Annotated in this window: 30 protein-coding genes; 13 read left to right on the forward strand and 17 right to left on the reverse strand. The window is 72.0% G+C overall.

Features of this window, described 5'->3' with window-relative positions; translation table 11 throughout:
* Nucleotides 1-6 precede the first annotated feature (6 nt).
* On the reverse strand, nt 7-351 hold the full coding sequence (locus tag LL648_RS38570; RefSeq protein WP_232667908.1) for a winged helix-turn-helix transcriptional regulator: 345 nt from the start codon (nt 349-351) through the stop codon (nt 7-9).
* Nucleotides 352-415: 64 nt separating this feature from the next.
* Between LL648_RS38570 and LL648_RS38575 the strand changes: the two genes are divergently transcribed.
* The 3 genes from LL648_RS38575 (at nt 416) to trpD (ending at nt 3,075) form a co-directional block, all read left to right on the forward strand.
* Nucleotides 416-1,027, forward strand: a complete 612-nt coding sequence (locus LL648_RS38575) for a hypothetical protein (RefSeq protein ID WP_232667909.1) — start codon at nt 416-418, stop codon at nt 1,025-1,027.
* Between the two features lie 61 nt (nt 1,028-1,088).
* The gene (locus tag LL648_RS38580; protein ID WP_232667910.1) at nt 1,089-1,835 is read left to right on the forward strand and encodes a class I SAM-dependent methyltransferase; all 747 of its coding nucleotides are present in this window, start codon (nt 1,089-1,091) and stop codon (nt 1,833-1,835) included.
* A gap of 193 nt (nt 1,836-2,028) precedes the next feature.
* Nucleotides 2,029-3,075: an anthranilate phosphoribosyltransferase gene (gene trpD / locus LL648_RS38585; RefSeq protein WP_232667911.1), complete on the forward strand. Its 1,047-nt coding sequence runs from the start codon at nt 2,029-2,031 to the stop codon at nt 3,073-3,075.
* Between the two features lie 53 nt (nt 3,076-3,128).
* Here trpD and LL648_RS38590 read toward each other — a convergent pair whose 3' ends face one another.
* Nucleotides 3,129-3,476, reverse strand: coding sequence for a VOC family protein (locus LL648_RS38590; protein ID WP_232667912.1), 348 nt, complete (start codon nt 3,474-3,476; stop codon nt 3,129-3,131).
* Nucleotides 3,477-3,591: 115 nt separating this feature from the next.
* Here LL648_RS38590 and LL648_RS38595 point away from each other — a divergent pair, with 115 nt between their 5' ends.
* Nucleotides 3,592-4,197, forward strand: a complete 606-nt coding sequence (locus LL648_RS38595) for a class I SAM-dependent methyltransferase (protein ID WP_232667913.1) — start codon at nt 3,592-3,594, stop codon at nt 4,195-4,197.
* A gap of 22 nt (nt 4,198-4,219) precedes the next feature.
* On the opposite strand, the gene LL648_RS38600 is transcribed toward LL648_RS38595, so the two are convergent.
* Nucleotides 4,220-5,044 (reverse strand): nitroreductase/quinone reductase family protein, encoded by an 825-nt coding sequence (locus tag LL648_RS38600; protein ID WP_232667914.1) that lies wholly within the window; start codon nt 5,042-5,044, stop codon nt 4,220-4,222.
* On the opposite strand from LL648_RS38600, the gene LL648_RS38605 reads away from it, so the two are divergent.
* On the forward strand, nt 5,016-5,891 hold the full coding sequence (locus LL648_RS38605) for a gamma carbonic anhydrase family protein (protein ID WP_232667915.1): 876 nt from the start codon (nt 5,016-5,018) through the stop codon (nt 5,889-5,891). The genes LL648_RS38600 and LL648_RS38605 overlap by 29 nt on opposite strands.
* On the opposite strand, the gene LL648_RS38610 is transcribed toward LL648_RS38605, so the two are convergent.
* On the reverse strand, nt 5,879-6,823 hold the full coding sequence (locus LL648_RS38610) for a helix-turn-helix transcriptional regulator (protein ID WP_232667916.1): 945 nt from the start codon (nt 6,821-6,823) through the stop codon (nt 5,879-5,881). The two genes, LL648_RS38605 and LL648_RS38610, sit on opposite strands and share 13 nt — an antisense overlap.
* Before the next feature lie 89 nt (nt 6,824-6,912).
* Here LL648_RS38610 and LL648_RS38615 point away from each other — a divergent pair, with 89 nt between their 5' ends.
* Both LL648_RS38615 and LL648_RS38620 read left to right on the forward strand, forming a co-directional pair.
* On the forward strand, nt 6,913-7,320 hold the full coding sequence (locus LL648_RS38615) for a VOC family protein (RefSeq protein WP_232667917.1): 408 nt from the start codon (nt 6,913-6,915) through the stop codon (nt 7,318-7,320).
* A 22-nt stretch (nt 7,321-7,342) separates the two neighbouring features.
* Nucleotides 7,343-7,753 (forward strand): VOC family protein, encoded by a 411-nt coding sequence (locus LL648_RS38620; protein ID WP_232667918.1) that lies wholly within the window; start codon nt 7,343-7,345, stop codon nt 7,751-7,753.
* Here LL648_RS38620 and LL648_RS38625 read toward each other — a convergent pair.
* Nucleotides 7,741-8,190: a GNAT family N-acetyltransferase gene (locus tag LL648_RS38625; RefSeq protein WP_232667919.1), complete on the reverse strand. Its 450-nt coding sequence runs from the start codon at nt 8,188-8,190 to the stop codon at nt 7,741-7,743. The genes LL648_RS38620 and LL648_RS38625 overlap by 13 nt on opposite strands.
* A 33-nt stretch (nt 8,191-8,223) precedes the next feature.
* On the opposite strand from LL648_RS38625, the gene LL648_RS38630 reads away from it, so the two are divergent.
* Nucleotides 8,224-8,979 carry a class I SAM-dependent methyltransferase gene (locus LL648_RS38630; protein ID WP_232667920.1) on the forward strand — a complete coding sequence of 252 codons (756 nt, stop codon included), beginning with the start codon at nt 8,224-8,226 and terminating at the stop codon, nt 8,977-8,979.
* 209 nt (nt 8,980-9,188) lie between these two features.
* Here LL648_RS38630 and LL648_RS38635 read toward each other — a convergent pair whose 3' ends face one another.
* The 6 genes from LL648_RS38635 to LL648_RS38660 form a co-directional block, all read right to left on the reverse strand.
* Nucleotides 9,189-9,560: a YciI family protein gene (locus tag LL648_RS38635; protein ID WP_232667921.1), complete on the reverse strand. Its 372-nt coding sequence runs from the start codon at nt 9,558-9,560 to the stop codon at nt 9,189-9,191.
* Between the two features lie 68 nt (nt 9,561-9,628).
* Entirely contained in the window at nt 9,629-10,405 is a 777-nt protein-coding gene (gene uppS, locus LL648_RS38640; RefSeq protein ID WP_232667922.1) for a polyprenyl diphosphate synthase, read from the reverse strand.
* A 61-nt stretch (nt 10,406-10,466) separates the two neighbouring features.
* Nucleotides 10,467-12,128 carry an FAD-binding dehydrogenase gene (locus tag LL648_RS38645; RefSeq protein WP_232667923.1) on the reverse strand — a complete coding sequence of 554 codons (1,662 nt, stop codon included), beginning with the start codon at nt 12,126-12,128 and terminating at the stop codon, nt 10,467-10,469.
* Nucleotides 12,129-12,238: 110 nt separating this feature from the next.
* On the reverse strand, nt 12,239-13,201 hold the full coding sequence (locus LL648_RS38650) for a patatin-like phospholipase family protein (RefSeq protein WP_232667924.1): 963 nt from the start codon (nt 13,199-13,201) through the stop codon (nt 12,239-12,241).
* Nucleotides 13,198-13,713: a 2'-5' RNA ligase family protein gene (locus tag LL648_RS38655; protein ID WP_232667925.1), complete on the reverse strand. Its 516-nt coding sequence runs from the start codon at nt 13,711-13,713 to the stop codon at nt 13,198-13,200. The genes LL648_RS38650 and LL648_RS38655 overlap by 4 nt, the downstream gene beginning before the upstream one ends.
* 116 nt (nt 13,714-13,829) lie before the next feature.
* On the reverse strand, nt 13,830-15,380 hold the full coding sequence (locus LL648_RS38660; protein ID WP_232667926.1) for an FAD-binding oxidoreductase: 1,551 nt from the start codon (nt 15,378-15,380) through the stop codon (nt 13,830-13,832).
* 89 nt (nt 15,381-15,469) lie between these two features.
* Here LL648_RS38660 and LL648_RS38665 point away from each other — a divergent pair, with 89 nt between their 5' ends.
* Genes LL648_RS38665 through LL648_RS38675 form a run of 3 tightly spaced genes read left to right on the forward strand, consistent with a single transcriptional unit; the run spans nt 15,470 to nt 17,453 of the window.
* Nucleotides 15,470-15,790 (forward strand): DMT family transporter, encoded by a 321-nt coding sequence (locus LL648_RS38665; protein WP_232667927.1) that lies wholly within the window; start codon nt 15,470-15,472, stop codon nt 15,788-15,790.
* 32 nt (nt 15,791-15,822) lie between these two features.
* Nucleotides 15,823-17,058 carry a serine hydrolase domain-containing protein gene (locus LL648_RS38670; protein WP_232667928.1) on the forward strand — a complete coding sequence of 412 codons (1,236 nt, stop codon included), beginning with the start codon at nt 15,823-15,825 and terminating at the stop codon, nt 17,056-17,058.
* The gene (locus tag LL648_RS38675) at nt 17,058-17,453 is read left to right on the forward strand and encodes a phage holin family protein (protein ID WP_232667929.1); all 396 of its coding nucleotides are present in this window, start codon (nt 17,058-17,060) and stop codon (nt 17,451-17,453) included. Before LL648_RS38670 ends, LL648_RS38675 begins: the two co-directional genes overlap by 1 nt.
* On the opposite strand, the gene LL648_RS38680 is transcribed toward LL648_RS38675, so the two are convergent.
* Nucleotides 17,425-18,114, reverse strand: a complete 690-nt coding sequence (locus LL648_RS38680; RefSeq protein ID WP_232667930.1) for a winged helix-turn-helix transcriptional regulator — start codon at nt 18,112-18,114, stop codon at nt 17,425-17,427. The two genes, LL648_RS38675 and LL648_RS38680, sit on opposite strands and share 29 nt — an antisense overlap.
* A 125-nt stretch (nt 18,115-18,239) precedes the next feature.
* On the opposite strand from LL648_RS38680, the gene LL648_RS38685 reads away from it, so the two are divergent.
* Nucleotides 18,240-19,370, forward strand: coding sequence for an acyl-CoA dehydrogenase family protein (locus LL648_RS38685; protein WP_232667931.1), 1,131 nt, complete (start codon nt 18,240-18,242; stop codon nt 19,368-19,370).
* 218 nt (nt 19,371-19,588) lie between these two features.
* Entirely contained in the window at nt 19,589-19,804 is a 216-nt protein-coding gene (locus tag LL648_RS38690; protein ID WP_232667932.1) for a hypothetical protein, read from the forward strand.
* 16 nt (nt 19,805-19,820) lie between these two features.
* Here LL648_RS38690 and LL648_RS38695 read toward each other — a convergent pair whose 3' ends face one another.
* The 5 genes from LL648_RS38695 to LL648_RS38715 form a co-directional block, all read right to left on the reverse strand.
* Nucleotides 19,821-20,003: a hypothetical protein gene (locus tag LL648_RS38695; protein ID WP_232667933.1), complete on the reverse strand. Its 183-nt coding sequence runs from the start codon at nt 20,001-20,003 to the stop codon at nt 19,821-19,823.
* A gap of 111 nt (nt 20,004-20,114) precedes the next feature.
* The gene (locus tag LL648_RS38700) at nt 20,115-21,788 is read right to left on the reverse strand and encodes a class I adenylate-forming enzyme family protein (protein WP_232667934.1); all 1,674 of its coding nucleotides are present in this window, start codon (nt 21,786-21,788) and stop codon (nt 20,115-20,117) included.
* Nucleotides 21,785-23,089: a cytochrome P450 gene (locus LL648_RS38705; protein ID WP_232667935.1), complete on the reverse strand. Its 1,305-nt coding sequence runs from the start codon at nt 23,087-23,089 to the stop codon at nt 21,785-21,787. The genes LL648_RS38700 and LL648_RS38705 overlap by 4 nt, the downstream gene beginning before the upstream one ends.
* Nucleotides 23,090-23,137: 48 nt before the next feature.
* Nucleotides 23,138-26,125 carry a helix-turn-helix transcriptional regulator gene (locus LL648_RS38710; RefSeq protein ID WP_232667936.1) on the reverse strand — a complete coding sequence of 996 codons (2,988 nt, stop codon included), beginning with the start codon at nt 26,123-26,125 and terminating at the stop codon, nt 23,138-23,140.
* Nucleotides 26,122-26,340 (reverse strand): hypothetical protein, encoded by a 219-nt coding sequence (locus LL648_RS38715; RefSeq protein ID WP_232667937.1) that lies wholly within the window; start codon nt 26,338-26,340, stop codon nt 26,122-26,124. The genes LL648_RS38710 and LL648_RS38715 overlap by 4 nt, the downstream gene beginning before the upstream one ends.
* Nucleotides 26,341-26,685 lie beyond the last annotated feature (345 nt).

Below are 26,685 nucleotides of genomic sequence, written 5' to 3' on the forward strand. Positions count from 1 at the left end.
GGTCGATCAGCCGATCAGCCGACGGGTGCCGGGCAGGTGGGTGGTGCCCCACGTCGCGAGTGCGTCCAGGGTCGGGGCCAGCGCGTAGCCGCGCTCCGTGAGGCGGTACGCGAATCGCGGAGGACGGTCCTGGTAGCGCTCCTTCGTGAGGATCCCGGCATCCTCCAGCTTGCGCAGCCGGTCGGCGAGCGTGTTGGTCGGGATCGACTCGTGGGAGGCCAGCAGGTCCCCGTAGCGCAGCGACTCCGTGACCAGCAGGTCGCGGACGATCAGCAGCGACCAACGGTCGCCGACGAGGTCGAGCGTGCCGGCGATGGCGCAGTCCGAACGTCGGGTTGCTCTCGAAGCCACACTTGCACTTTACAAGTCTCTGCGCCTACCGTCACTTGCACATTGCAAGTCACTGGAGGTCGAGATGGTCGCTGCTGTTGTGATCGCCGCGTGGCTCGCTGCGGCACTGCTCGCCGGCCTGGCCGGCGTGTTCGTCGCGCCGCCCGGAGCGCCGTCGATCGCGCTCGGTCTCGCCGCGGGGCTGCCGCCGCTGCTCGTGCTCGCGGCGGCGGTGTTCTCGTCCCGGGTTCGGGCCTGGATCCGCGGCCTGGACCTGCGGTTCCTCACACTGCTGCAGGCGTGGCGGGTCGCGGGCTTCGCCATCCTGGCCTTGTACGCCGCGGCGGAGCTCCCTGCGCGCTTCGCCCTGCCCGCCGGAATCGGGGACATGTTGATCGGCTTCAGCGCCCCGCTCACTGCGCTCTACCTCACCGGGAACAGCAAGCGGTGGCAGCGCCCCGGCTACATCGGATGGACGCTGCTCGGCATCGTCGACCTGGTCCTCGCCGTGTCGCTCGGGGTGACCACCCCCACCGGCATGGAGCCCATGTCGGTGATCCCGATGAGCCTGATCCCGACCTTCGGCGTGCCGCTCACGCTGGTCCTGCACGTCATGTGCCTGGTGAACCTCACGGGAAAGGTCGACAGCCCCGCGGCCGTCGTCGACCCGGCCGCCGCGCGGACCGCCGTCGCGTGAGCGGGTGGCGCCCGGGGAAACCGGGGGCGCCGCGTGCAGCCACGGCGTTAGCGTCGCGTCCATGAGGTCGTACGAGGAGCTGGTGGCAGATGCGCTCGACGCTCCCTTCCGGGGATGGGATTTCGGCTGGCTGGAGGGGCGGACGCGGCAGGCCGACCCGTCGTGGTCGTACGAGATGCGGGCCCGCGCGCTGATCGTCGACGCGACGGCTCTGCTCGACGTGTGCACCGGCGGCGGGGAGATGCTCGCGAGCCTCGCGCCCCTGCCCGAGCGTTGCGTCGCGACGGAGAGCTGGGAGCCGAACATCCCGGTCGCCCGCGGTCGCCTTGCGCCATTGGGCGTCGAGGTCAGGGTGCCCGAGGGCGACGAGCTGCCCGCGGAGGACGGTGAGTTCGACCTCGTCGTCAACCGGCACGGCGCCGCATCGGAGTCGGAGATCGCCCGCGTGCTCCGCGCGGGCGGCACCTACCTCGAGCAGGGGGTCGGCGCGCGCAACCTCGCCGACCTGAACCAGGCGCTGGGTGCGCCGGACGGCGCCTATGCGGAGCGGGCCTTGCTCGACACGACGGCCAAGGCCTTGCGGTCGGCCGGTCTGGAGATCGTCGACGGGCAGGAGGAGACGCCCGAGCACGCCATCCACGACATCGGTGCGCTCGTCTACTTCTTGAAGGCCGTGTCGTGGCAGGTGCCCGGCTTCGACGTGGATCGCTACGACACGCAGCTGCGGGCCATCGACGCGACGATCCGGAGGGACGGCCGGGTCGTGTTCCACGACCACCGCTACCTGGTCGAGGCCCGCAAACCCTGACGGGAGCCGAAACCGCGTGGCCCGGATCCGCACCGGATGCTGAGATGGCCGGGTGCTCTCGCCCCTGCAGCTCTGGTGGTCGCCGCCCCGGCGACCGTGAGCTGCACGTTCTCGGCCGCCCGCAGCGGCTGCCGAGCACCTCCCTCCCGGATCCGGCGTCCCGCGCGGTCGGCATTCCCGGAAGGACTTCCCGATGCCGCCCGACCTGTTTCCGAACGTGCTCGCCGCGCTGATCCGCGCTGACGACCTGCCGGCTCCCGTCGCCGAGCAGGTGATGGACACGATCGTCCGCGACGAGGCGACGCCGGCCCAGATCGCGGCCTTCGCCGTGCTGCTCCGCGCCAAGGGTGAGACGCCCGCCGAGATCGCCGGGCTGGCGGCGGCGCTGAGCCGCAGCGCCACCCCCGTCCCGATCGACGGAACCTGCGTGGACGTCGTGGGCACCGGCGGCGACGGGTTCGACACGGTGAACATCTCGACGATGGCCGCGCTAGTCGTTGCCGGCAGCGGACGGCGGGTGGTCAAGCACGGTGGGCGCAGCGCGTCGTCGAGGTGCGGCACGGCCGACCTGCTGGAGGAGCTCGGGGTGCGGATCGACCTCCCCGCCGCCGGCGTGGCTGCCACCGTCGAGGCCTGCGGCATCGGCTTCTGCTTCGCGCCGGTCTTCCAGCCGGGCCTGCGACACACTGCGGTACCGCGTCGCCAGCTCGGTATACCGACTGTGTTCAACCTGCTCGGGCCGCTGATCAACCCGGCGCGGCCAGCGGCGACGCTGCTCGGGTGCGCCGACGCCACCACGGCCCCGCTGATGGCGAGGGTGTTCGCCGACCGCGGGGCCACCGCCCTCGTCGTGAGCGGCGACGACGGCATGGACGAGCTCACGACGTCGACGACCTCGACGATGTGGATCGCCGCCGCCGGCCGGGTCGACCGCCGGACGCTCGACCCGGCCGAGGTGGGCATCCCGCGTTCACCGGTCGGCGCGCTGCGCGGTGGCGACCGGGCGCACAACGCCGCGGTCGTCCACGACGTGCTCGGTGGCCGGTCGGGCCCGGTGCGCGACGCCGTGCTGCTCAATGCCGCCGCGGCGATGGTCGCGCACGACAGCGTGGCCGGTCCGCTGCCTGATGTCGTCGGTGCGCTCGCGGCCGGCGTCGAGCTCGCGAGCCGCTCGGTCGACTCCGGGGCGGCCGCTCATACCCTTGCCGCGTGGATCCGCGCCAGCAACCGGTCGCGGTGACGGGCGTACCCGGTCGGCGAGGGGAGCCGACCGGGCCCGCGGGGACGTCGGGGTCAGGCCCGCTTCCACTCGATGATCTGGAGGTAGTTCCCGTCGGGGTCGGCGAACGTGCCGAACCGGCCGTTCTCGCGGTCCTCGATCGAGACCCAGTGCACACCGGCGGTGTCCAGTTGGGCGGCCATGGCGTCGAAGTCGTCGACGTCGAAGTTGATGATCGCGCGGCCCGGCTGCTCGTTCTTCGCCTCGACGTCGTTGCGCCCGTCGATGACCAGCAGGAACCCGCCGAGGTCGATCGGGCCGTCGCCGGTGAACCCCGGCGCGAGCGCCTTGATGTACCAGTCGCGCATCTCGGTGGGACGGGTTGTGCCGAGCAGCATGCTGCTGGGCTTGAGCGTGGTCATGTCGGATCTCCTTCGTGACGTTCCGAAAAGTCGTGACGCAACCACATGGTTGCAGTTCGGATGCAGCTATGCAACCCATTGGTTGCGTTATGGGAGTCACTACCCTCCGGCCGGGATGACGGTCGAGGGACGCTGGAACCACAACATCCACTACCACCGCGTCGTGCTGGGTGCGCTGCCGACGGGATGCGCACGCGCCCTCGACGTCGGTTGCGGCGAGGGCATGCTGGCGCGCCAGCTGCGCCGGGCGGGTGTCCCCGAGGTCGTCGGCATCGACCCCGACGAGCCGAGCATCGCCCTCGCCGAGGCCACGAGCAGCGACGACGGATTGAAGTACGTGGTCGGCGACGTGCGCGACGACGTCGTGCAGCCGGGCTCGTTCGACCTGGTCGCCTCGATCGCCACCCTGCACCACATGGACGCCCGCGAAGGCCTGACGCGGGTGCGCGAACTCGTCCGGCCGGGCGGTGTGCTGGTCGTCGTCGGGCTGGCCCGCCCACGCGGCGTCAAGGATCTTGCGGTCGAGCCGGCGAGCGTCGTCGCGATGGTCTACCGCAGGCTCCTGCGCCAGCAGTACTGGGAGCACTCGGCGCCGACGGTGTGGCCGCCGCCGGAGACGTACGGCGGGATGCGGCGGATCGCCCGGCAGGTGCTGCCGGGCGTCCGCTACCGCAGGCACCTCTACTGGCGCTACTCGCTGGTGTGGCGAGCGCCGGCCTGACTGATGCGCCAATCCCGGGGCCCTAGAGGAGGGGCAGCAGGATCTCCTCCTCGTACGCCAGATGCGCCTCCAGCTCGTCGATCAGCCGGTCGACCTCGGTGCGGACGGTCAGCGGGTCGTTCTCGGCGATCGCTTCCTGCAGGTCGGCGACGCGCGCGGCGACCGTTGCGTGCTCCGCGTGCAGCCGTTCGATCTCCGGGGCCAGCTCCGGGTAGCGGTGGGCGAGCGCGGGGAGCATGCCGGCCTCCTCGCCCTCGTGGTGGCTGTGCAGTCCCGCGCAGAGCGACAGGCAGTTGAGCCGCAACTGCGCACCGAGCCCGGCGCCCGCCCCCGCCACCTCCTTGCGGATCAGCGCGAGCTCGTGCCGGAACCCGTTGTGGATCATCTGCAGCGCCTCGCCCATCGAGCGCGCGTTGGCGATGTTCGGCGGGCCGGCGGCGACCTCCTCCAGCGCGACGACGGGGATGGTCCGCGTGACCCCGGACTGGTAGTCGCCCCAGCCCCGGTCGTCGTCGACCGCCCTGGCGAACGCGCGGTCGCGCGCGGCGGGATCCAGCACGACGGCGCGCGCGTCGTAGGTGAAGACCCCGGCCTCGACGGTGACGTCCGGGTTGACCTTGACGTTGTGGAACCACGCGGGGTGGCGCGGCGAGCCGCCCGCGGTGCCGAGCACGAGCACGCGGCCCGGCCCGTCGGGCAGGTAGCCGAGCGGGACGGTGTGGCGCGCGCCGCTGCGCGCGCCGGTGGTGGTGAGCAGGAGCAGCCGCGCTCCCTCGAAGTTGCCGCCGACACGTCCCTCGTTGGCGCGGAACTCCTCGATGACCTGCTGGTTGAAATCGATCGGCATTCTGGTTTCTGTTCTCCTTTTCTTTTTCGGGCATGACGAAGTGCCTCGCGCGGCGGTGCGCACGAGGAAGGTCGGGAACGAGGAAGAGGAGAACCGCTGGCGGGCCGCGGGCCCGCTCGGAGGTCAAGCGGAGGCCGGGTGCCTCAATCGCTTGTGGCCAATGGCCGACCCGGCAGTCATGAATTGGAGGTTACTGTGCGGCACCGGCCCCGCGCAATGTGATCCCGTATGCTCTTTCCGCATGATCCTCGAGCATCGCGGCAGGCAGCCGGTGGTTCCGGAATCGGCGTACGTGGCCCCGACGGCGGTGGTGTGCGGCGCGGTCGTGCTCGGTGAGAGGGCCCGGATCCTGCACGGCGCGGTGCTCACGGCGGAGGACGGCGACGTGCGGATCGGCGCCGATGTCGTCGTGATGGAGAACGCTTTGGTCCGCGGCCGGAGCCGGCATCCGGCGATCGTCGGGGATGCCGTGCTGATCGGGCCGCACGCGCACGTCAACGGCGCCGTCATCGGGGACGAATGCTTTGTCGCGACGGGCGCTTCGGTGTTTCCCGGTGCTGTTGTCGGGCCCGGCAGCGAACTGCGGATCAACTCGGTCGTGCACGTGAACTCGCGGCTCGAGCCGGAATCGGTCGTGCCGATCGGGTGGATCGCGGCGGGTGACCCGGCGCAGCTGTTCTCCCCGGACCGGCACGACGAGCTGTGGGAGGTGCAGCAAGCGCTGGACTTTCCCGGCACCGTCTACGGCGTGGACCGCGCCACCCCGATGCGCACGATCATGCAGCGGCAGGTCGAGTTCTTCGGGGCGCATCGCGACGACCGCCCGGTCGACCCTCACGCGGGATAGCGCGCCGAGAGCTCCGCCGCGAGCCGGGTGAGCTCGGCCCGCACCGAGGGGCCGTCGACCAGTTCGATCGTTGCACCCCACCCGGCGAGCACCTGTGCGATGTTCAACGCGGTCTGCGCGGCGATCCGCACGCCGACCCGACCGTCCGGCTGCTCCTCGCCCGGCTCGCAGTGCCTCCCGAACTGGCCGCGGAGCACGTCGACGAACCGCGCCGGCACCAGCACGGTCGCCGAGACGAGCGAGCGTCGCTGCTCGATCTCGTCGACGACCCGCTCCCACGCCGCTGCGAGCTCGAAATCGGCCGGCCGATGGGCGGGCTGGTCGGTGACCTCGGCCGCGACGATGCGGTCGACGCGGAACGTCCGCTGCCCCGCGTCGGTGCCGGCCAGCAGGTACCAGACGTCGTCCTTGTCTACGAGCCCCCACGGGTCGACGAGCCGGGTGGTGCGCTCCTGCAGCCGCCGCGCGTAGACCAGCTCCACCTTGAGCCTGCGCACGACCGCCGCCTGCAGGCGGTCCACCATCTCCGGCCGCGGCTTGCCGCGCCCGCCCCACGTAGTCGGGTCGATGACGACGGCGCTCGCCGCGGCTTCGGCGTCGGCGCGGAACGTCGTCGGCAGCGCCCGCACCAGCTTGCGCAGCGCGGCCTTTGCCTCCGGCGCGATCGCCGCGGCCGGGCCGACGAGCAGGAACAGCGCCTGCGCCTCGGTCGCGGACAGCCCGCTGAGGTCGGTGCGGGCACCGCCGACGAGCGACCATCCGCCGCCACGGCCCGCCTGTGGATAGACCGGTATACCGGCTGTGGACAACGCTTCGAGATCGCGGCGGGCCGTCGCCACCGAGACCTCCAGCTCGTCGGCCAGCTCCGCCGCTGTAACCCGGCCGCGCGACTGCAGCAGCAGGAGGGTGGCGACGAGCCGATCAGCGCGCATGCCGGAAGTTTGTCAGGGAAAGTGCTCAGAGGATGAGCACTTTGCGGCGGAGGATGGGTGTCATCAAGCCGAACCGGAAGGAACCCCCGATGTTGCGTGGGATGTGCACCGTCAGCTTCTTCGTCGCCGACATGGCGGCCGCCACCAGGTGGTACGCGGAGCTGTTCGGCGTCGAGCCGTACTTCGAGCGCTCCACCCCCGACGGCACGCCGGCCTACACCGAGTTCCGCATCGGCGACTACCAGGGCGAGTTCGGGCTGCTCAACGCCCGGTTCGCGCCGCACGAGGTGGGCCAGGCGGCAGGGGCGATCGTCTACTGGCACGTCGACGACATCGAGAAGTCGCTGGCGCGGGTGCTCGCGCACGGCGCCACGCTGAACGAGCCCGTCACCGAGCGCGGCCCCGGTTTCGTCACCGCCTCGGTCGTCGACCCGTTCGGCAACGTGCTCGGGCTGATGTTCAACCAGCACTACCTGGACGTGCTCGAAAACCGGTGAGCGCTGGTGGCACGATGCCGTCGTGGACTTCAAGCTCGAGCTGGTGCTCCTGCCGGTCAGCGACGTGGATCGGGCCAAGGCCTTCTACGAGAAGGCGGGGTTCGGGCTCGACGTCGATCACGCGGCCGGCGACGCGTTCCGTGTGGTGCAGCTGACCCCGCCCGGCTCCGCGTGCTCGATCACGTTCGGGATCGGGATCACCGACGCGGCGCCGGGCTCGGTCCGCGGCACCCACCTCGTCGTCACCGACATCGAGGCCGCACGCGCCGAGCTCGTCGAGCGCGGGCTGGACGTCGGCGCGATCCGGCACATGACGTCGGACGGGTGGGTGCCCGGGCCCGACCCCGCCCGGCAGAACTTCAACTCGTTCGCCGAGTTCGCCGACCCCGATGGCAACACCTGGGTCCTGCAGGAACGCGGCTACCGCGAATAGACGACAAAGCCGGGCTTCGTCGCAACGGAGTCGTACAAGCGCATCGCCGTCGCGTTCGTCTCGTGCGTGTGCCAGTACACGCGAGGTGAGCCGGCGGCCTTCGCGCGTTCCGAGACGGCCTCGATCAGCGCCCGCCCGACACCCTTGCCGCGGGCCGCTTCCGTCGTGAAGAGGTCCTGCAGGTAGCAGGTCGGTTGGACGAGGATCGTGCTGCGGTGGAACAGGTAGTGCACGAGCCCGACGAGCTCGCCGTCGCTTTCGGCGACCAGCGCGTGCATGGGCTCGTACGCGTCGAGGAACCGCGACCACGTCATATCCGTGATGTGCGCGGGAAGCGCCGTTTCCCCCGACCGCCCGTAGAACGCGTTGTATCGGTCCCACAACGGCTTCCAGGCCGCGAAATCCGATTCCGCGATGTCCCGCACGAGAATTGTCATGAACCGCACCCTACGAGCTGCCATGCTCGCGGGATGGGACGGACGTTCGACGAGCTGGTCGCCGAGGCCGCCGAGGTGTCGGTCGACGGCTGGGACTTCTCGTGGCTCGACGGGCGCGCGAGCGAGCAGCGCCCGTCGTGGGGCTACTCGCGGCTGATGGGCGAGCGGCTGGCCAGGGCGAGCGCGGCGCTGGACATCCAGACCGGCGGCGGGGAAGTGCTGGCCACCGCACCGGTGTTCCCGCAGGTCATGGTCGCGACGGAGGGGTGGCCGCCGAATCTTGCAGTCGCGTCGACGCGGCTGGGCCCGCGTGGTGCCGTGGTGGTCGCCGATTCGGACGAGCCACCGCTCCCGTTCGCGGACGGCGCCTTCGACCTCGTCGTGAGCCGCCACCCGGTGCGGACCTGGTGGGACGAGATCGCGCGGGTGCTGCGCCCCGGCGGCACCTACCTGTCGCAGCAGGTCGGGCCGCGCAGCGTCTTCGAGGTGGTGGAGTTCTTCCTCGGCCCGCAACCCCGCGGCGACGAACCGCGGTCGGTCGAGCACGCCCGCGCCGAAGCCGAAGCCGCCGGGTTGGACGTGCTCGACCTGCGGCTCGAGGAGCTGCACACCGAGTTCTGCGACATCGGTGCGGTCGTCTACTTCCTGCGCAAGGTGATCTGGATGGTGCCGGGCTTCACCGTCGAGCAGTACCTGCCGAAGCTGCGCGAGATGCACGAGCTGATCGAGCGCGAGGGCCGGTTCGTCGCGGTCACGACCCGGTTCCTCATCGAGGCGCGGAAACGCTGACCGGACAGGTTCACCGAACCCGACCGCGGTCGTACATCCGACGTGGTCGTCAGCTGGGTTGGGGAGGGCAGGAAAGCCACTTTCCTGCCCTGTGAGGGCCGGAAAGTGGCTTTCCTGCCCTCGCGTGCGAAACGCACACATCCCGGCTTCGCGAGGACGCACCGGGCGCTGCGAGGTCGCCATTCCCGGCCTCGACCTCACGCTCCAGGTCACATCTCCATGCCACCTGTGTCGAGCACCGGACGCACCTCCACCAGCCCGAACCCGGCCTCCGGGATCCGGCCCGCGATCTCGATCGCACGCTCCTCGCTCTCGCATTCGACCAGGTAGAAGCCGGCGAGCAGCTCCTTCACCTCGGCGAACGGGCCGTCGGTCGTCATGGTGGTGCCCTGGTGCGAGTTGACCCGCTTGGTGAGGGACGCGTCGGTGAGCGCCTCGGTGACGATCAGCTCCCCGGACGCGGCGAGATCCTTGTTGAGCGCCGCGTAGGCGCCCCAGCCCGCCGCCCGCTCGGCGTCGGTGAGCTGCTCCCACATCTCGCGGGTCGCCGGGTTGCCGTAGATCAGGATCAGGTACTTCATCGGTTCCTCCGCTGCTCGGGGTGCTGTCGGGAGAGACGTCGGAGCCACCGGGGTGATCTCGACAGGCGTCAGCGACCGTATCGGCGGTCGCGGGTCGCGTAGGCGCGCAACGCGCGCAGGAAGTCGACCTTCCGGAACGCCGGCCAGTACGTGTCGCAGAAGCACAGCTCGGAGTGCGCCGACTGCCAGAGCAGGAATCCGGAGAGGCGCTGCTCCCCGCTGGTGCGGATGATCAGATCGGGGTCGGGGTGCCCCGCGGTGTACAGGTGGGCGGCGATGCGCTGGTCGGTGATCCGCTCGGCGACGTCGCGCAGGTCGGCGCCGGCCGCGGCCTCCTCGTCCAGCAGCGAGCGCAGCGCGTCGACGACCTCTTCGCGCCCGCCGTAACCGATGGCGAACGTGACGTGCATGCCGGTGGTGCGCGGCCGGGTGCGCTCCTCGGCGAGCTTGAGCGCGTGCCGGGTCGTGTCGGGGAGCGAGTCGAGGCGGCCCGCGATGTGCACCTGCCAGATCGACTCGGGGAGCGCGAGCCGGTCCGTCACGTCCTCGACCATCGTGAGCACGTTGCCGATCTGGTCGGTCGGGCGCTGCAGCAGGTTGTCCGGCGACGCGACGAAGATCGTGACGTGGGTGACGCCCTGCTCGGCGCTCCACGCGAGGACGTTGTCGATGTGCTCGCCGCCGTACCGGTGCCCGACGCTCGGGACCATGCCCATCTGCCGGGCCCAACGCCGGTTCCCGTCCATGACGATCCCGATGTGGCGGGGGCGGAGCATCCCGCTGAGCCGAGCCTGCAGATGACGTTCGTAGAACCAGTACGCCGGCCGCTTCAGCAGGCTTCGCATATGGCGACGGTACTGACGTGACCCCCGTCACCTCGGCGCGCCCACATGTGCGCGGCGAGGTTCAGCCGAGCGCGGCCGCCCGGCCCGCCTGCCGGCCCGAGAAGATGCAGCCGCCGAGGAACGTGCCTTCGAGCGACCGGTAGCCGTGCACACCGCCGCCCCCGAACCCGGCGACCTCGCCCGCCGCGAACAGGCCGGGCAGCGGTTCGCCGCTCGCGCCGAGCACGCGGCCAGAGAGGTCGGTCTGCAGCCCGCCGAGCGTCTTGCGGGTGAGGATGTTGAGCCGCACCGCGATCAGCGGTCCGTTCTTCTTGTCGAGGAACCGGTGCGGCGTCGCGGTGCGGGAGAGCTTGTCGCCGCGGTAGTTGCGGGCCCCGTGGATCGCCGTGACCTGCAGGTCCTTCGTGAAGGTGTTCTCGATCTCGCGGTCGCGGGCCACGATCTGCCGGGTGAGGTCGGCGACGTCGAGCAGCGGCTCGGGGGTCAGCTTGTTCATCCCCGCGACGAGCTCCTCGATCGTCTCGGCGACGACGAAGTCCTCGCCGTTCTGCTTGAACGCCTCCACCGGCGGCGGGGCGCCGGGCAGCACCCTGCTCAGGGTGGCGCGGATGTCCTTGCCGGTCAGGTCGGGGTTCTGCTCGGAGCCCGAGAGCGCGAACTCCTTCTCGATGATCTTCTGCGTGAGCACGAACCACGAGTGGTCGTAGCCGGTCGCCGTGATCGCCTCCAGCGTGCTCAGGGTGTCGAAGCCGGGGAAGTTCGGTGCGCGGAACCGGCGCCCCCGCGCGTCGAACCACATCGACGACGGGCCCGGCAGGATGCGGATGCCGTGCCGCGCCCAGATCGGGCTCCAGTTGCGGATGCCCTCCGTGTAGTGCCACATCCGGTCGCGGTTGACGATCCGCCCGCCGGCGTCCTCGGTGATCGCGAGCATGCGGCCGTCGACGTGCTCGGGCACGCCCGAGATCATCTCCTTCGGCGGCTGGCCGAGCCTGGCCGGCCAGTTGGCCCGCACCATGTCGTGGTTGGCCCCGATCCCGCCGGACGTGACGATCACCGCCTGCGCGTGCAGCTCGAACTCGCCGGTCTCGACGCGCGAGCTGGCCAGCCCGCGGGCGACCGGGCTGGGTTCGAGCACGGCGCCGCGCACGCCGTTGATCACGCCGTCGGTGCTGGTCAGGCCGTCGACGCGGTGCCGGAAGCGGAGCTCGACCAGGCCGCTGGCGACGGCCTCACGCACCTTCCGCTCGAACGGCGCGACGAGGCCGGGGCCGGTGCCCCAGGTGACGTGGAAGCGCGGGACCGAGTTGCCGTGGCCGTCGGCGAGGCCGCCGCCGCGCTCGGCCCACCCGACGATCGGGAACCAGCGCACACCCAGCCCGTGCAGCCACGCGCGCTTCTCGCCGTTGGCGAAGTCGAGGTAGGCGGTGGCCCACTGGCGGGCCCAGAAGTCCTCGCCGAGCGGGTCGTCCACGCCGCGGTCGAAGCCCGCGCTGCCGAGCCAGTCCTGCATTGCGAGGTCGAACGAGTCGCGGATGCCCATCCGTCGCTGCTCCGGCGAGTCGACGAGGAACAGCCCGCCGAACGACCAGAACGCCTGCCCGCCGAAATTCGACTCGGGTTCCTGGTCGAGCAGCAGCACCCGCTTGCCGGCGTCCGCGAGCTCGGCCGTCGCCACCAGGCCGGCCAGCCCGGCGCCCACCACGATCACATCGGCGTCCATGGCGTCACCCTGCTGTCACACCCGGTGCCGGTCAACAACTTCCCCACCGTTTTGCCAATCTGCAGACCTTGGGGGCCGTGCAAGTTGGCAAAACGGTGGGGAAGTTCGGGTCAGCCGGCGCGGGACGCGGGGGCGGCGCGCTCGATCGCGGCCGTCATCGCCGCGTAGCCGAGGCGGGCAGCGCGCTCGACGCGCTCGACGTCGGTGGTCAGGCCGCGGATGATCCCCATCTCCGGGGCGACGGCGAGCAGGTGCGCGCCCGCGCGCGACGGGTGGCCCGCGTCGTCGAGCAGGGCGAGCACGGGGCCGAGCCGCCTGCTCTCCTGCGCGATCGTGCCGAGCCCCGGCGCAAGCCGGTCGAGCGCACGCGCCCATCTGGCGGGTCCGGCGCCGGGGTCGGCCCGGCGCAGCTGGGGGACCGTCCGGTTGAGCAGCGCCAGCACGTGGCTCGAGCCGTCGCGCAGCGCGCGCAGCACCGGGAGCGGCTCGGCGACGGTGCCGTCGATCCACCGCCTGCCGTGCAGCTCGACGGGCCGCCCGGCGAGCAGCGGGATCGACGCGGTCGCGCGCATCGCGAGCTTCCACTCCTCGACGGTGCCCGGCTCCAGCACGTGCCCGGTGAGGTCGTCCGCGGCGGTCGCCACCACCAGCAGCGGCACCGGCGACGCCATCACCAGCTCCCACGCGAGCGGCTTCGACTCGACGAGCACATGGTCGATGAGGTGGTCGAGCGACACCATCGGCTGCCTGCGGCCGAGCCGCCGCGGGTCGATGAACGCCCGGCTCGCCATGTCCTCGAAGAAGATGTGCGCCGAGCCGCGACCGTGCCCGAGGATCAGCGCGGCGCCGATGTACGCACCGGCCGAGCAGCCGTAGACGACGTCGAACCACGGCCCGAGCCCGGCGTCGTCGAGCGCGTGCGCCATCCCGCCCGAGTAGGCGCCGCGCATCCCACCGCTGCCGACGACGAGCGCGATCCGGTGGCCGTCGGCCCGGGTGCCGGCGTCGCGACGCCGCGCGAGGGCGCGCAGCACCTCGTCGTCGCCGGGCAGCTCCGGACCCACAGCGCTCACGCGAGGGGGAACGTCGCGACCGTCGTCCACGATTCCGGCTCCCGGCGGCCGGCGATCAGGGCGACCTCCGTGACGGCCGCGCGCACCGGGAGGCCGCCGGCCAGCTCGTCGGCGGCGGCGCGCAGGCGGGGGAGCGGGGCGTCGTGTGCGACCGTCAGGTGCGGCACCGGCTCGTGCACGCCGCCGTAGGGGCGCAGCCCGAACCGCTCCGACACCGCCGCGGTGAGCGCGGCGAAGGGCGCCGACGGTTCCGGCGCGAGCCAGACCAGGTCGTCCCCGAACCACTCGACCCGCTCGAACGTCACCTCGGCCGCCGGCACGGTGGCGACCACCTCACGCAGGGCGGCGAGCACGGCGTCGTCGATCGCCGCGGGATCGAGGAACGGGACGAGCACCGTCACGTGCGCCGGGACGCCCCACGCCGCGTGCGCGTCCAGCTCGGCCCGCAGCTCGCCGACCAGTGGCTCCGCCGCGGGCACCAGCACCACGAGCCCGCTCAACTCGGCATTCATCCGATCACCCCTCGTCCTCCGCGTGTGCGTGGTGGTTCAGGAAAGCCACTTTCCTGAACTCTGAGGACAGGAAAGTGGCTTTCCTGAACTCCCCTGGCCGGGCGGCCGCCCAAGATTCATCCGATCAGGGCGCCCGGGTTCAGGACGCCGTGCGGGTCGAGCGCCGCCTTCGTCGCGCGCAGCGCCGTGGCGAACACGTCGGGGCGCTGCCGGTCGTACCCCGGCCGGTGGTCGCGGCCGACGGCGTGGTGGTGGGTGACGGTCGCGTGGTGCTTCGTGAGCACCTCCATCGCCGCGACCTTGATCTCGTCCCACTGCGCCAGCTGCGCGCCGGGCCGCCCGGCGGCGACCACCGTGAAGTACGGCGCCGGGCCGTCCGGGTAGACGTGCGTGAACCGGCAGCTCAGCAGCCCCGGCGCGCCGCACACCTGCGTCACGGCGGCCCCGACCTCCGCGCGCACGGCGGCGATCAGCGCCGGCGCCGCGGCCCACGTGCAGGCCGTCTCGAACGTCTCGACGACCGCGCCGCAACGTGCGAGCGCGTCGCGCACGTAGGGCATCTTCAGGAACGCCGAGCGCCAGCTCGACACCGCACCACCGCGTTCCTGCACGTCAGCGCCGTGGGAGCGGGCGATCTCAACCGCCTCGGCGAGCACGCCGTCGACGGGACCGCTCGCCGATTCCGCGCCGAGCACGAGCACGGCGTGCTCGCCGGTGCCGGCGCCGCTGAACCGGGCCTCCTGGTGGTCGAGCAGCCGGCAGTTGGAGAGCACCGGTCCGGCCTGCGTGATCATCCGCACGGCCTCGACCGCCGCGTCGAAGTCGGTGAACAGCGCCGCGGCCGACGCGCGGTGCTCCGGTCGCTCCTGCAGCCGCAGCCACACCTCGGTGATCACCCCGAGCGTGCCCTCCGAGCCGAGGAACAACCGGTCCGGCGACGGCCCGGCACCCGATCCCGGCAGCCGCCACGACTCGGCGACGCCCACCGGCGTCACGACGCGCATCGACTCGACGAGGTCGTCGATGTGCGTCCGACCCATCGCGTAGTGGCCGCCGGCGCGGGTCGCGAGCCAGCCGCCGACCGTCGAGAACTCGAAGCTCTGCGGGAAGTGCCGCAACGTCAGCCTGCGTGGGCGCAGCTCGTCCTCCAGTGCAGGCCCCAGCGTCCCGCCCAGCACCCGCGCCGCACGGCTGACCTCGTCGATCTCCAGCACCCCGGTCAGCCCCGTGAGATCGAGCGAGACGACCCCGGCGTGCGCCCCGCCGCGGTACTCGGTGCCGCCGACCACCGAGCTGCCGCCGCCGTACGGGAGCACGGCGACGCCCGTCGAGCCCGCCCAGTCGAGCACCGCGGCGACGTCGCGCTCGTCGCGCGGGAACGCGACGAGGTCCGGCGCGGCCGTCAGATCGCCGGCGAGCGCGCGCACGACGTCGCGGAACGCCTTGCCGTACGTGTGGCCCGCGCGGTCCGGCGGCGAGTCGGAGAACCGGTCCGCCAGCACGTCCGGCGGCCGGATCCGCGGCGCCCGCAGCTCGACGTCACGCAGGTCGGGCACCCGGACGGGCACGGTGGCGCACCCCGGGACCGCTGCCGCGAGCTGCCCGCACGTCTCGTCCGGGAGCGCTTCCTGCGCCCACCCCCAGCCCCACCACGACCGCGTCCGCATGGTCCCGCTGCCAGCTCCGCCCACCCCGCGCACTCTGCACGACGCCGACCGCGCGCGTCACGCGTCCCACGGCGGGGCATGCTGCAGCGATGGCGTGGATCTGGCTCATCGCAGCCATCGTGTGCGAGGTCGTGGCGACGGCCAGCCTCAAGCTGTCGGAGGGCTTCTCGAAGCCGCTGCCGTCGGCCGCGGTGGTCGTCGGGTACGGCGCGGCGTTCGTCCTGCTCGCGCAGGCGCTGAAGACGTTCGAGGTCGGGACGGCGTACGCGCTGTGGTCCGGCATCGGCACCGGCCTGATCGTGGTCGTCGGGGTGCTCTTCCTCGGCGAGTCGATCGGTGCGGCGAAGGTCGCCGGCGTGCTGCTGGTGATCGGCGGTGTCGTACTGCTGAACCTCAGCGGCGCGCACTGAAAACGTGATCAACCAGGGGTAGGGTCGGCCACGTGGCGGAGCTGAAAGTGGAGACCGAGCCGGGCGAGGTGGGGTTCGACCCCGAACGGCTGAAGCGGATCGACTCCCACTTCGGAAGGTTCGTCGACGACGGCAAGCTCGCCGGTTGGACGGTCGCGGTCGCCCGTCGCGGTCGGGTGGCCCACCTGAGCCACTGCGGGCTCGCCGACATCGAGTCGAACCGGCCCGTCGCCGACAACACGATCTGGCGCATCTACTCGATGACCAAGCCGATCACGTCCGTCGCCGCGATGATGCTGTACGAGCGCGGCGCGCTGGAGCTCACCGATCCGGTCGCGCGCTACATCCCGGCGTTCGCCGACATGCGTGTGTACGTCGCCGGCTCCGCCGCCAACCCGGGAACGGTCCCGGCCACCGAGCCGATCAGGGTGTGGCACCTGCTGACGCACACCGCGGGGCTCACCTACGGCTTCCACCACGCGCACGCCGTCGACGAGATCTACCGCGCGAAGGGTTTCGAGTTCGGCGTACCGCGCGGCATGGACACCGCTGCGGCCTGCGACGCGTGGGCGCAGCTGCCGCTGATGTTCGACCCCGGCACCGAGTGGAACTACTCGATCGCGACGGACGTGCTGGGCAGGGTGGTCGAGGTCGCCTCCGGGCAGTCGCTCGACGAGTTCTTCTCCGAGCACATCTTCGGCCCGCTCGACATGACCGAGACGGCCTTCTCCGTCGCGGCGGACGACCTGGAGCGGCTCGCGACGCTCTACGTGCAGAACCCGGCCGGCGGCGGATTGGTTCGCAACACGTCGCTGGGCGACGCCGCCACCAGGCAGCCGACGTTCCTTTCGGGCGGCGGCGGGCTCGTCGCCACCGCGGCCGACTACCACCGCTTCACCCAGATGCTCGCCCGCGGCGGTGAGCTGGACGGCGCTCGGCTGCTCTCGCCGCGCACCGTCGCCTACATGTCGCGCAACCACCTGCCCGGCGGCGTCGACCTCGACGCCATCGGCCGGCCGCTCTTCGCGGAATCGCAGTTCCGCGGGGTCGGCTTCGGCCTCGGCGTCTCCGTCGTCGTCGACGCCCCGGCCGGCAAGTCGCTGACCAGCGAGGGCGAGATCGCCTGGGGCGGCCTCGCGAGCACTGCGTTCTACATCGACCCCGTCGAGGAGATCACCGCGATGTTCTTCACGCAGTTCATGCCGTCGAGCCAGTATCCGATCCGGCCGCACCTGCGCAAGCTCGTGATGCAGGCGGTGGTGGACTGATGTCCAACGTCCTCGCCTTCGTCATCAGGGTTGTCGTCGTCGCGTTCAGCCTCTGGATCGCCACCCTGATCGTGCCCGGGATCGACAACACCGCCGGCACGACGTCCACCCGCATCGGCACGCTCGTCGGCGTCGCGCTGATCTTCGGTCTGATCAACGCGGTGCTGAAGCCGCTGATCAAGGTGGTCGGCTGCCCGTTCTACATCCTGACGCTCGGCCTGATCGGGCTGGTCGTGAACGCGCTGCTGTTCATGCTGGTCGGGTTCATCGCCGACGGCGTCGGCCTGCCGTTCGTGGTCGGCGGCTTCGGTGCGGCGTTCCTCGGCGCGATCGTGGTCTCCGTGGTCAGCTTCGTGCTGCACCTGATCATCCCGGATCGCCTCGACCAGCGCTGACACCCGCCCGCACCACGTACGGCGCGACCGGGCTGAGCTGCAGCGCCGAAGGGAACGCGCGCACCAGCTCGCGCTTGCCGGACAGCCGCAGCAGGCCGTCGCGCTGTGCCGCCTTGAGCGGGATGCGGCCCTCCCACACCTGGTAGAGCACCCCGAGCGGGGACTCGACCAGCACGTCGACCTCGAAGCCGGGGTCGGTGAAGCAGAGCGAGACGTCGGCCGATTCGACGACGAGCCAGTACCTCCTGCGCTCGCCGTCCGGCAGCAGCACGTGGATCACCACCCGGCGCCGGCCGAACGCACCGGGATCGATCCCACCGCGGATCCACCACATCAGCACCGTCGGGTCGAGCTCGTCGGGCCGCGGCTCGCCGAACGCCCACCGCGCACCCCACTCGGCCAGCCCGAACACGACGGGACGCAGCTCCTCACCCGCCTCCGTCACCAGGTACCGACCGTCGACGTGCTGCACGATGCCGTGCCGCTGCAGCTCGTCGAGCCGCTTCGAAAGCAGCCCGCGCGACAGCCGCGGCAGGCCGCGGGCGAGCTCGTTGAAGCGCGTGACGCCGACCAGCAGGTCGCGGACGATGAGCAGCGTCCATCGGTCACCCAGCACTTCCAGCGAGCGGGTGATGGGGCAGTACTGCCCATACCGGGACATCCGGACATGCTCCAGCAGGCGCGGAAGGCGGGCCAGTCGCCGAACGGTGGCACTTCCGGACGGGTGCACCGGGGTTCAGAACGCGAACTATCTGCCGGTCTCCACGATTCCTACCGTTCGTCCTCATGACTCTGACCACGGAGAAGACCACAACGGACGTCGTCGCGCTCGCCGCCGAGATCGGTAGGGCGAGCGCGCCCTTCGAAGCGGCGCACGACCGCGACGGCACCTTCGTCGCCGAGGCCTACGCCGAGGTGCGCAACCGCGGCTACCTGGGGCTGGCCGTGCCGAGCGACCTCGGTGGGCTCGGCGCGGGGACGCTCGACGTCATGCGCGCGCAGCGTGAGCTGGCCGGATGGTCCGGATCGACGGCGCTCGCGACGACGATGCACCACTACCTCACTCTCGTGCAGTGCTGGCGGCGTGACCACGGCGCGGCGGACGCCGAGGTCGTCCTGCGCCGGATCGTCGACGAGGGCCTGGTGATGGCCACGAGCGGCGGCTCGGACTGGGTCTGCCCCACGACGACCGCGACCGAGGTCGAGGGCGGCTACCGCCTCGACGGGCGCAAGAAGTTCTGCACGCAGGCGCCGGCCGCGTCGGTGATCTCGACGTCGGCGGTGCTCGGCCCGCCGGGCCCCGACGCGACCGTCCTGCACGCAGGCGTGCCGCTCTCGGCGCCGGGTGTCTCGATCGTCGAGACCTGGGACACCCTCGGCATGCGCGGCACCGCGAGCCACGACCTGGTGTTCGACGGCGTCTTCCTGCCCGCGGAGAAGGTCATGGGTCGCCGCCCGTACGGGCAGCTCACCGGCCCGCTGCTGGTGGCCGCGATCCACTTCGCACCGGTCGTGGGCGCCACCTACCTGGGTGTCGCCGACGGGGCGCTCGCCGAAGCGCTCGGGGTCGTGCGGGGCCGGCCGTCGGCGGCGCCGTCCGCGGTGCGCCAGCTCGGGGAGATGCAGGCCCGCGTCCGGGTGGCGTGGTGGGCGCTGCGCGCCGCGGTGGAGGAGGTCGGCCCCGCATTCGCGGCGGACGAGGCCACCCTCCTGACCCTCATGACCGCGAAGCGCCACGCCGTCCTGGAGGCACGTGCGGTTGTCGACACCGCCATGGACGTCGTCGGCGGGCCGGCGTTCTTCCGGACCTCGCCGCTCGAACAGGCCTACCGCGACGTCCGCGGCGGCACGTTCCACCCGCTCACCCCGGAGGCGACGCTCGCCGCGCTCGGCGAAGCCGCACTCGCTGCCGCCTGACCCGAAGTTCCCCACCGTTTTGGGTGGATGCGCGCCTGCGGCGCGCGCAAGTGCCCAAAACGGTGGGGAAGTTCGCGCCGCGGGCCGCTCCAAGATGAGATCTGTGTCACTGTTCGCGTACCATCGTTCGAACGCCCAGGGTGGGTAGCTCACGACGGGCGCCGCGACTCAGGGTCGAGACGCGCCGGACCGCATCACAACAGCGGAGGTGAGTCGGAATGAACCCCGTACCCATGGATCATCACGAGAAGATGCGGCTGCGCGCAGCCGCGTTCCGTGCCACCCGGCTGTACCCGGGCCCCGTCGGTGAGGTGCTCTCGCGGGAGCTGCTCACCTGGGAGGAGTTCGGGTACCGGCTCGGTGGCAGGCAGCTCGTGATGCGCCTGGTCGATCACGTGCTGAAGACACCGCTCACGCAGCCCGACGCGGCCTAGACCGAAGGCGCGCGCCTCAGCGGTCGAACGTGATCGTGACGGTGGTCGGCTCGCCGGCCGGGGATCCGTCGACCGCTCCGCCCGCCGCTGCGGCGATGACCAGCAGCGCGGTGAAGCTGACGAGCGTGCCGACGCGCGCCAGCACGTCGAGGACGCCGGGCGTGCGGCGGTGGCGGGTGAGCGGGCGCACCTCGGACATGCGTGACCACCGTTCGTGAGCGAGCGACTGGCGGGGTGTCCGGCCCGGTGCGCATCCGGGTGTCCGTACGCCCCGAATATCGCTCCCTGCCGGCTCCGCGTTAGCCCGTTGTCACACGGATGTGGTTTTCGCGAGCCTTTCCCGCAGTTCCCGCTTGAGCACCTTCCCGGCAGCCGAAACGGGAATGGCGTCGACGAGGTGCAGCTCCCGCAGCCGCTTGTACGGCGGGAGCTGCTCGTTCACGGCCGCGATGAGCGCATCCGTGTCGGTGAGCTCCGGCGCGACGACGAACGCCACCGGCAATTCGCCGACCACGGCGTCGGGTCGCCCCACCACAGCGGCGCCGACAACACCCGGCTGCGCGAACAGCAGCTCCTCCAGCTCGCGCGGATAGACGTTGTAGCCCTTGTAGATGAGCATGTCCTTCTTGCGGTCGACGATCGAGAGGTAGCCGTCGTCGTCGAGCACACCGACGTCGCCGGTGCGCAGCCAGCCGTCGCGCAGCACGGCCGCGGTCTCCTCCGGTCGGTCCTTGTACCCGAGCATCACCTGCGGCCCGCGGATGCAGACCTCGCCCGCCTCGCCCGCCGCCAGCGGTGTGAGGTCGTCGCCGCCCGCGTCGACGATGCGGATCTCGGTGTCGAACACCGGGATCCCCACCGACCCGACCTTGCGCACAGCCGACCGGGCTGCCGGGTTGGTCGTGGCACCCATCGTGACCTCGGTCAGGCCGTAGCCCTCGGAGATGATGGCCTCGGGCAACCGCCGCTGCAGGGCCTGGATCATCTCGACCGGCAGGGGCGCGGCGCCCGACGTCAGCCCGCGCACGCTGGAGAGGTCGCGGGTGGCGAACTCCGGATGCCGCAGCAGCGCCCCGTACAGCGGGGGCGCGCCACCCATCGACGTCACCCGGAACCGTTCGGCGTCGGCGAGGTACGCGCCCGGGTCGAACCGTTCGTGCAGCACGATCGTCGTGCCGACCAGCATCGGGATGTTCAGCGCGCCGATCGTGCCCATCGCGTGGAACCACGGCGTGAGGTTGATCGCGATGCCGGTGCCGAGGCGGGTCGGGTACTCCTCCGGCGAGCCCTGCTGGTCGAGCACCAGCCCGCCCTCGCCGTCGAGCGCGGGGACGGAGCCGGAGCCCCAGCAGGCGTACTGCAGCGCGTTGACCACGACGTTGCGGTGCGGCAGCCGGACGCCCTTGCTGCGGCCGGTTGTGCCGCCGGTGTAGGCGAGGTGCGCCAGGTCGGCATGGACGTCGATCTCGACGGCCGGGTCGGTGGTTGCGGCGTCGGCGTGGAACGCCTCGAAGTCGACCGACTCGGCAACACCGTCGAGCGGCACCCGGTGCGCCGGGTCGAGGCCCTGCTCGCGGTCGGTGCGCAGCACCAGCCGGATCGCCGTGCTCGCGAGCACCGGGTCGAGCGCCGGCGCCGCCGGCAGCCAGCTGACGACGGCGACCGCGCCGCAGTCCGCCAGCTGCGCGCAGAGGTCGGCCGGCGGCAGCAACGGGTTGGCGGGGGAGAACGTGGCACCCGAGAGCAGCGTGCCGAAGTAGGCGATGGCGTACTGGGGGCAGTTCGGCAGGTGCATCGCGACAACGTCGCCGCGCCCGATGCCCGCCTCGCGCAGCGCGTTCGCGAACGCGCACGCCCGCTCGTGGAGCGCGGCGAACGAGAGCTCGCGGCCCGCGTAGTGCACGGCCGTCCGCTCGCCGAACCGGCGCGCCGCGCCGGCCAGCAGCGCCCCGACGGGAACCTCCGGGTAGTCCAACGAGCTCATCGCGCCCCGCCCGGCGTGAAGGCCACGGGCAGGTGCTTGATTCCGTTGATGAACATCGAGCGCAGCCGCTGCGGCTCCGCCGTGGTGTGGATGTCGGGGACGCGGGTGAGCAGCTCGCGGAACATCACCGACATCTCCCGCCGCGCCAGGTGCGCCCCGAGGCAGAAGTGCGGCCCCGCGCTGCCGAACCCGACGTGCGGGTTGGGTGAGCGGCGCACGTCGAACCTGTCCGGCTCGGCGAAGTGGGCGGGGTCGCGGTTCGCGGCCCAGTAGAACATCGCCAGCTTGTCGCCCGCGGTGAGCTGCTTGCCGCCCAGCTCGGCGTCGACGGCGAGCGTGCGCCGCATGAAGATCACGGGCGAGGCCAGCCGGACGATCTCCTCGACGGCGGTGGGCGTCACGCCGTCGATGTCGGCGAGCCACGCCGCGCGCTGGTCGGGGTTCTCCGAGAGCAGCTGCAGGCCCCAGCTGATCGCGTTGCGGGTGGTCTCGTTGCCGGCGACCACCAGGAGGATGAAGAAGCTGCCCAGCTCCTCCGGGGTCAGGCGCTCGCCGTCGACCTCGGCGTTGACCAGCGCGGAGATGACGTCGCCGGTCGGGTTGGCGATGCGGCTGCGGCCGAGGTCGGCGACCAGGGCGGTGAGGTCCTGCCCGGCCTGCAGCAGCGCCATCCCGATGTTCTCGGCGTCGGGGACGTACTCGGGGTCGCTGGCGCCGAGGATGACGTTGGACTTCTCGAAGACGAACTCGTACTGGCTCTCCGGCACGCCCATCATGTCGCAGACGATCTTGAGCGGCAGCCGGGCGGAGATCGCCGTGACGGCGTCGCACTCGCCGGCGTCGATCACGTCGTCGACGATCGTCTTCGCCGTGGTGGCGACGTCCTCGACGAGGTCGTTCAGCCGGCGCGGCGTGAACCCGCGGGAGACGACGCGGCGCAGGCGGGCGTGCCGCGGATCGTCCATCTCGATCATCGAGCCGAAGAACTCGCGAAACTCCGGCGGTGCGTCGGCCACCGACGTCGCGCCGGAACCAGAGGTGAAGATCTTCGCGTTGCGGCTGGCTTCCGCGAGATCGTCGAACCGGGTCAGCGCGTAGAAGCCGGCCCCGCGCGGGAAGTAGGAGAGCTCCGGCTCCGGGTAGAACGGGATCGGCTCACGTTCCCGCAGCTCGGCGAACGCAGCGGCTCGCTCGGTGATCGGGGCGGTCCAGAAGTTCTCGATGTCGGAGAGGTCGGGCCGTCCGGTCCATGTGCTGTCCGTGGTGGTGCCGGGCGACGTCATCGGCTGGATCTCCCTCATCGTTGAATATGGTGATCCATTCCCACCTTAACCACGCCCGGCCGGGCTTCAAGGGTCCGAGCGCGCCATTTGCGGGTCCGCCGGGGCCAGCAGCCCGCGCGCGTACGCGACGCTCACGGCCTCGGTGCGGCTGCTGGCGCTGAGCTTCGCCATGACTCTGGAGAGGTGCACGCTGACCGTCTTCTCGCTGATGAACAGCTCGGCGCCCACCTGTCGGTTGGTCAGTCCGCCCGCGACCAGCCCCAGCACGGCCCGCTCGCGCGGGGTCAGCTGATCGGCCGACGTGGCCCGCGGCGCCGGGGCGGCGTCGAGCCGGATTCCCGCACGGTCCGCCATCGCCGCGACGGCAGCTGCGAGCGGCGCAGCGCCGAGCAGCTCGGCCGTGGCGGCCGCCGCCTTGAGGTCGTCGGCGACGAGCGCATGGGGTTCCCCGGAGGCGAGCAGCGCCTCCGCGCGGCGCAGCCGGCCGTACGCCTGCCGGTAGGAGCGCTTGCCCTCGTAGCCGAACGCCTCGATCACGGTGGTCCACGCCGCCGGCTCGGCGCCGGGGCCGAGCCGGCTCAGCTCCGCATGCGCGCGGCGCAGCCACGCCTTGCCCTCCGGCCCGAGCTCGCCGGTGCGCGGCGCGCCGTGCAGCGCCGTCGCCTCCGCAACCTCCACGAGCGAATGGGCCGCCTTCTCCGCGTCGGCGGGCGCCACCTCTCCGGTGACGGCCGTGTCGACGTGCGCGGCGACGCCGAGCGCGGCCAGCATGATCGTGCCGATCTGGTGGGGGTACAGCGCGTTCAGCCCGGCGATCGCCTCGTCGATGTGGCGGGCCGCCTCCGCTGGTCGGCCGCTCCAGAGCGCCGCCTCGGCCTGGGTCTGGCCGAGCAGGCCGATCACCTGCTCGTCGAAGGGCGACAGGTCGCGCAGCTCGGCGGACCGTCGCGCGGCCGCCTCCAACCGGCCGCGGCCGACCGCGAGCAGTAGCCCTGCCGCCGCCAGCCGGCCGGCGACGGTGGCCGATACGGACTCGCCCGCCAGCTCGGCGCCCTCCTCGGCCGCGTCCCACTCGCCGCACATGAAGCGGGTGATCACGTGCGCGACCCTCAGGTCGAGGCCGTACGCGCTCCACGTGATGCCGTTGGCCGCCGCCCGCGCCTCCCCGACGGTGAACATCTCGTCGGCCGCGGTGAGCTCGCCCGCGTCGAGGTGGGACATGCCGGAGTTGTAGTGGGCGCGCAGCTCGACGGCGAAGTTGCCGGAGCGCCGGGCGAGCCCCTTCGCCGACGCCAGCTGCTCCCGGGCCCGTGCCGGGTCGCCCGACAGCTCGTTGGAGACGGCGAGGGAGATCAGCGCGTCGGACCTCGCCCCGAGCGCGTCCAGATCGTCGGCCGGGGCGGCCTCCGCCACCTTCAGCGCCGTCTTCGCGGCCTCGCTGGCCTCCTGCCACCGGTCGATCCGGCCGAGCGTGCGGGCCAGTACGGCGTAGGCCCACGCGAGGTCGGCCGACGGCGGCCGGTCGGCGATCAGTGCGAGCGAGGTGCGTGCGACGTCGAGCGCCTCCTGCTCGCGGCCGGCCAGGTCGAGCAGGCGAAGCGCGTAGCGGCGGCCGATGTTGGCGCTGACGACGGGATCGCCGCGCTGCTCGGCCAGCTCGAGCGCCCGGCTGGCGAGCGCGATGCCGCGGTCGGGATCGCCGGTGGCGCTCGCCGCCCACGCGGCGAGCCGCGTGAGGTCGAGCTCGTCGATCCCGGCGACCGACTCGGCATCGGGCACCGCCTGCCACAGCTCCAGCGCCTGCTCGGCGTGCAGCAGCATCTCGGCGGGCGCCTCGCGGTTGTTGGCCTCGCGCGCGGCGGAGACCGAGGCCGCGAGCGCGCAGGGCAGGTCGTGCGCGGCGAGCGCGTGGTAGGCCATCTCGGCCGCGACCTCCGGATCGGCGGTCGCGCTCCCGAGCAGCTGCGTGTACGCGGCGTGCAGGCGGCTGCGTTCACCCGGCAGCAGCTCCGCGTAGACGGCTTCGCGCAGCAACGCGTGGCGGAAGGAGTACTCGTCGACGGCGCCCGCCGGCTCGGTGACCAGCACGTGGTGGGCGACCGCCTCGCGCAGCGCCTGCTCCAGCTCGTCCTCCGGCAGCTTGAGCACCGCCGCGAGCCGCTCGTGGCGGACGAAGCGGCCGGCGACGGACGCCGCTCGCAGCACCCTCTGGGCGCTCGCGGAGAGGCCCTCGACGCGTGCCATCAGCACCTCGGCCAGGCCGGAGGGCAGGTGGTCGGACGACGCGGAGACCAGCTCCTCGGCGAAGAACGCGTTGCCCTCGCTGCGCCGCGCCACCCGCTGGACCATGCTCTCCGAGAGGCTGCCATCGGCCAGCCTGCGCACGAAGTCGACCGACTCGGCGAGCGGGAAGCGCTGCAGCTCGATGCGCTCGACGGCGGGCAGCCGCACCAGCTCGGACAGCACGCCACGCAGCGGGTGGCGGCGGTGCAGGTCGTCGGTGCGGTAGGTGGACATGATCACCAGCCGCTGCGCGGTGAGCCGGGAGAGCAGGAACGTCAGCAGGTCGCGGCTGGAGCGGTCGGCCCAGTGCAGGTCTTCGACGGCGAGCAGCACCGGCGCCGTGGTGCTCAGCGCGTCGAGCGCCGAGAGCATGGCGTCGAACACCTGCAGCTGGCCCAGGTCGCGGTTGTCGCCGCGCCCGGCGCTGTGGACGTGGCCGCCCGGGAGCAGGTGCCGCAAGGCGGGCCGCTCGGTGATCACGTCGGGGTGGCTGGCCGCGAGCGCCCCGACGATCTCGGTGAAGGGGAGGTAGGGCAGCGACGACTCGGCCGTATCGAGACAGCGCCCCAGCAGCACGGTGAACCCGCGCCCCGCCGCCTGCTCGATCGTCTCCGCGACCAGACGGGACTTGCCGACCCCGGCGTCCCCCGACACCAGTACGCCGGTCGGCCTGCCCGCGGCCGCCCGTTCGAGCGCGGCACTGAGCGCCGACATCTCCTGTCGGCGCCCTACCAGCGCAATCCCGAAGCCGAGCCGTGGCACATCGGTCATCGTGACACGGCATACCGACGTTCTGCGTCGGAGTTGTGCTGATCCCCTTCGGCCGCGGCGGGAGCGGGCTCGGCAGGACGGGCGGGCGGCGGGTCGGCCGCCGCGTTCCGACGCGCGGCCCGGGCCTGCTTGGCGAGGCGGTAGGCCGCGGCGTCGTCCAGGAGCGCCTGGCGGTGGTGGTCGGACTCGATGGCTGAGCGTGCGTCGAAGAACATGACTCTAGGTTCGGCCTGAGGCATGCCCTCGGGCATCGGGCGATCACGTCGTGCTGGGGGGCCTCAGGACACCGGCGGGGGTAAGGGCCCTCAGGGGTGGGTGGCGGGGAGGGGCCGGACCGAGACAGGGGCTAGTCGGACCGCCGGTACGTCGCCGGGCCGGAAGGGCGGGCTCGGGTGGGGAAAGCCGCACTTGTGCACACCTGGCGTGTGCCGTGCACTTGGCCGGCCGTAGGCACTCGCTCAGCTCACCCCGGGGCTGGGGACAGGGCAGGAAAGCCACTTTCCTGCCCTGTGAGGGCCGGAAAGTGGCTTTCCTGCCCTCGCGTGCGGAACGCACGCATC

It is taken from the genome of Pseudonocardia sp. TRM90224 (assembly GCF_021245725.1).
Lineage (GTDB): Bacteria > Actinomycetota > Actinomycetes > Mycobacteriales > Pseudonocardiaceae > Pseudonocardia.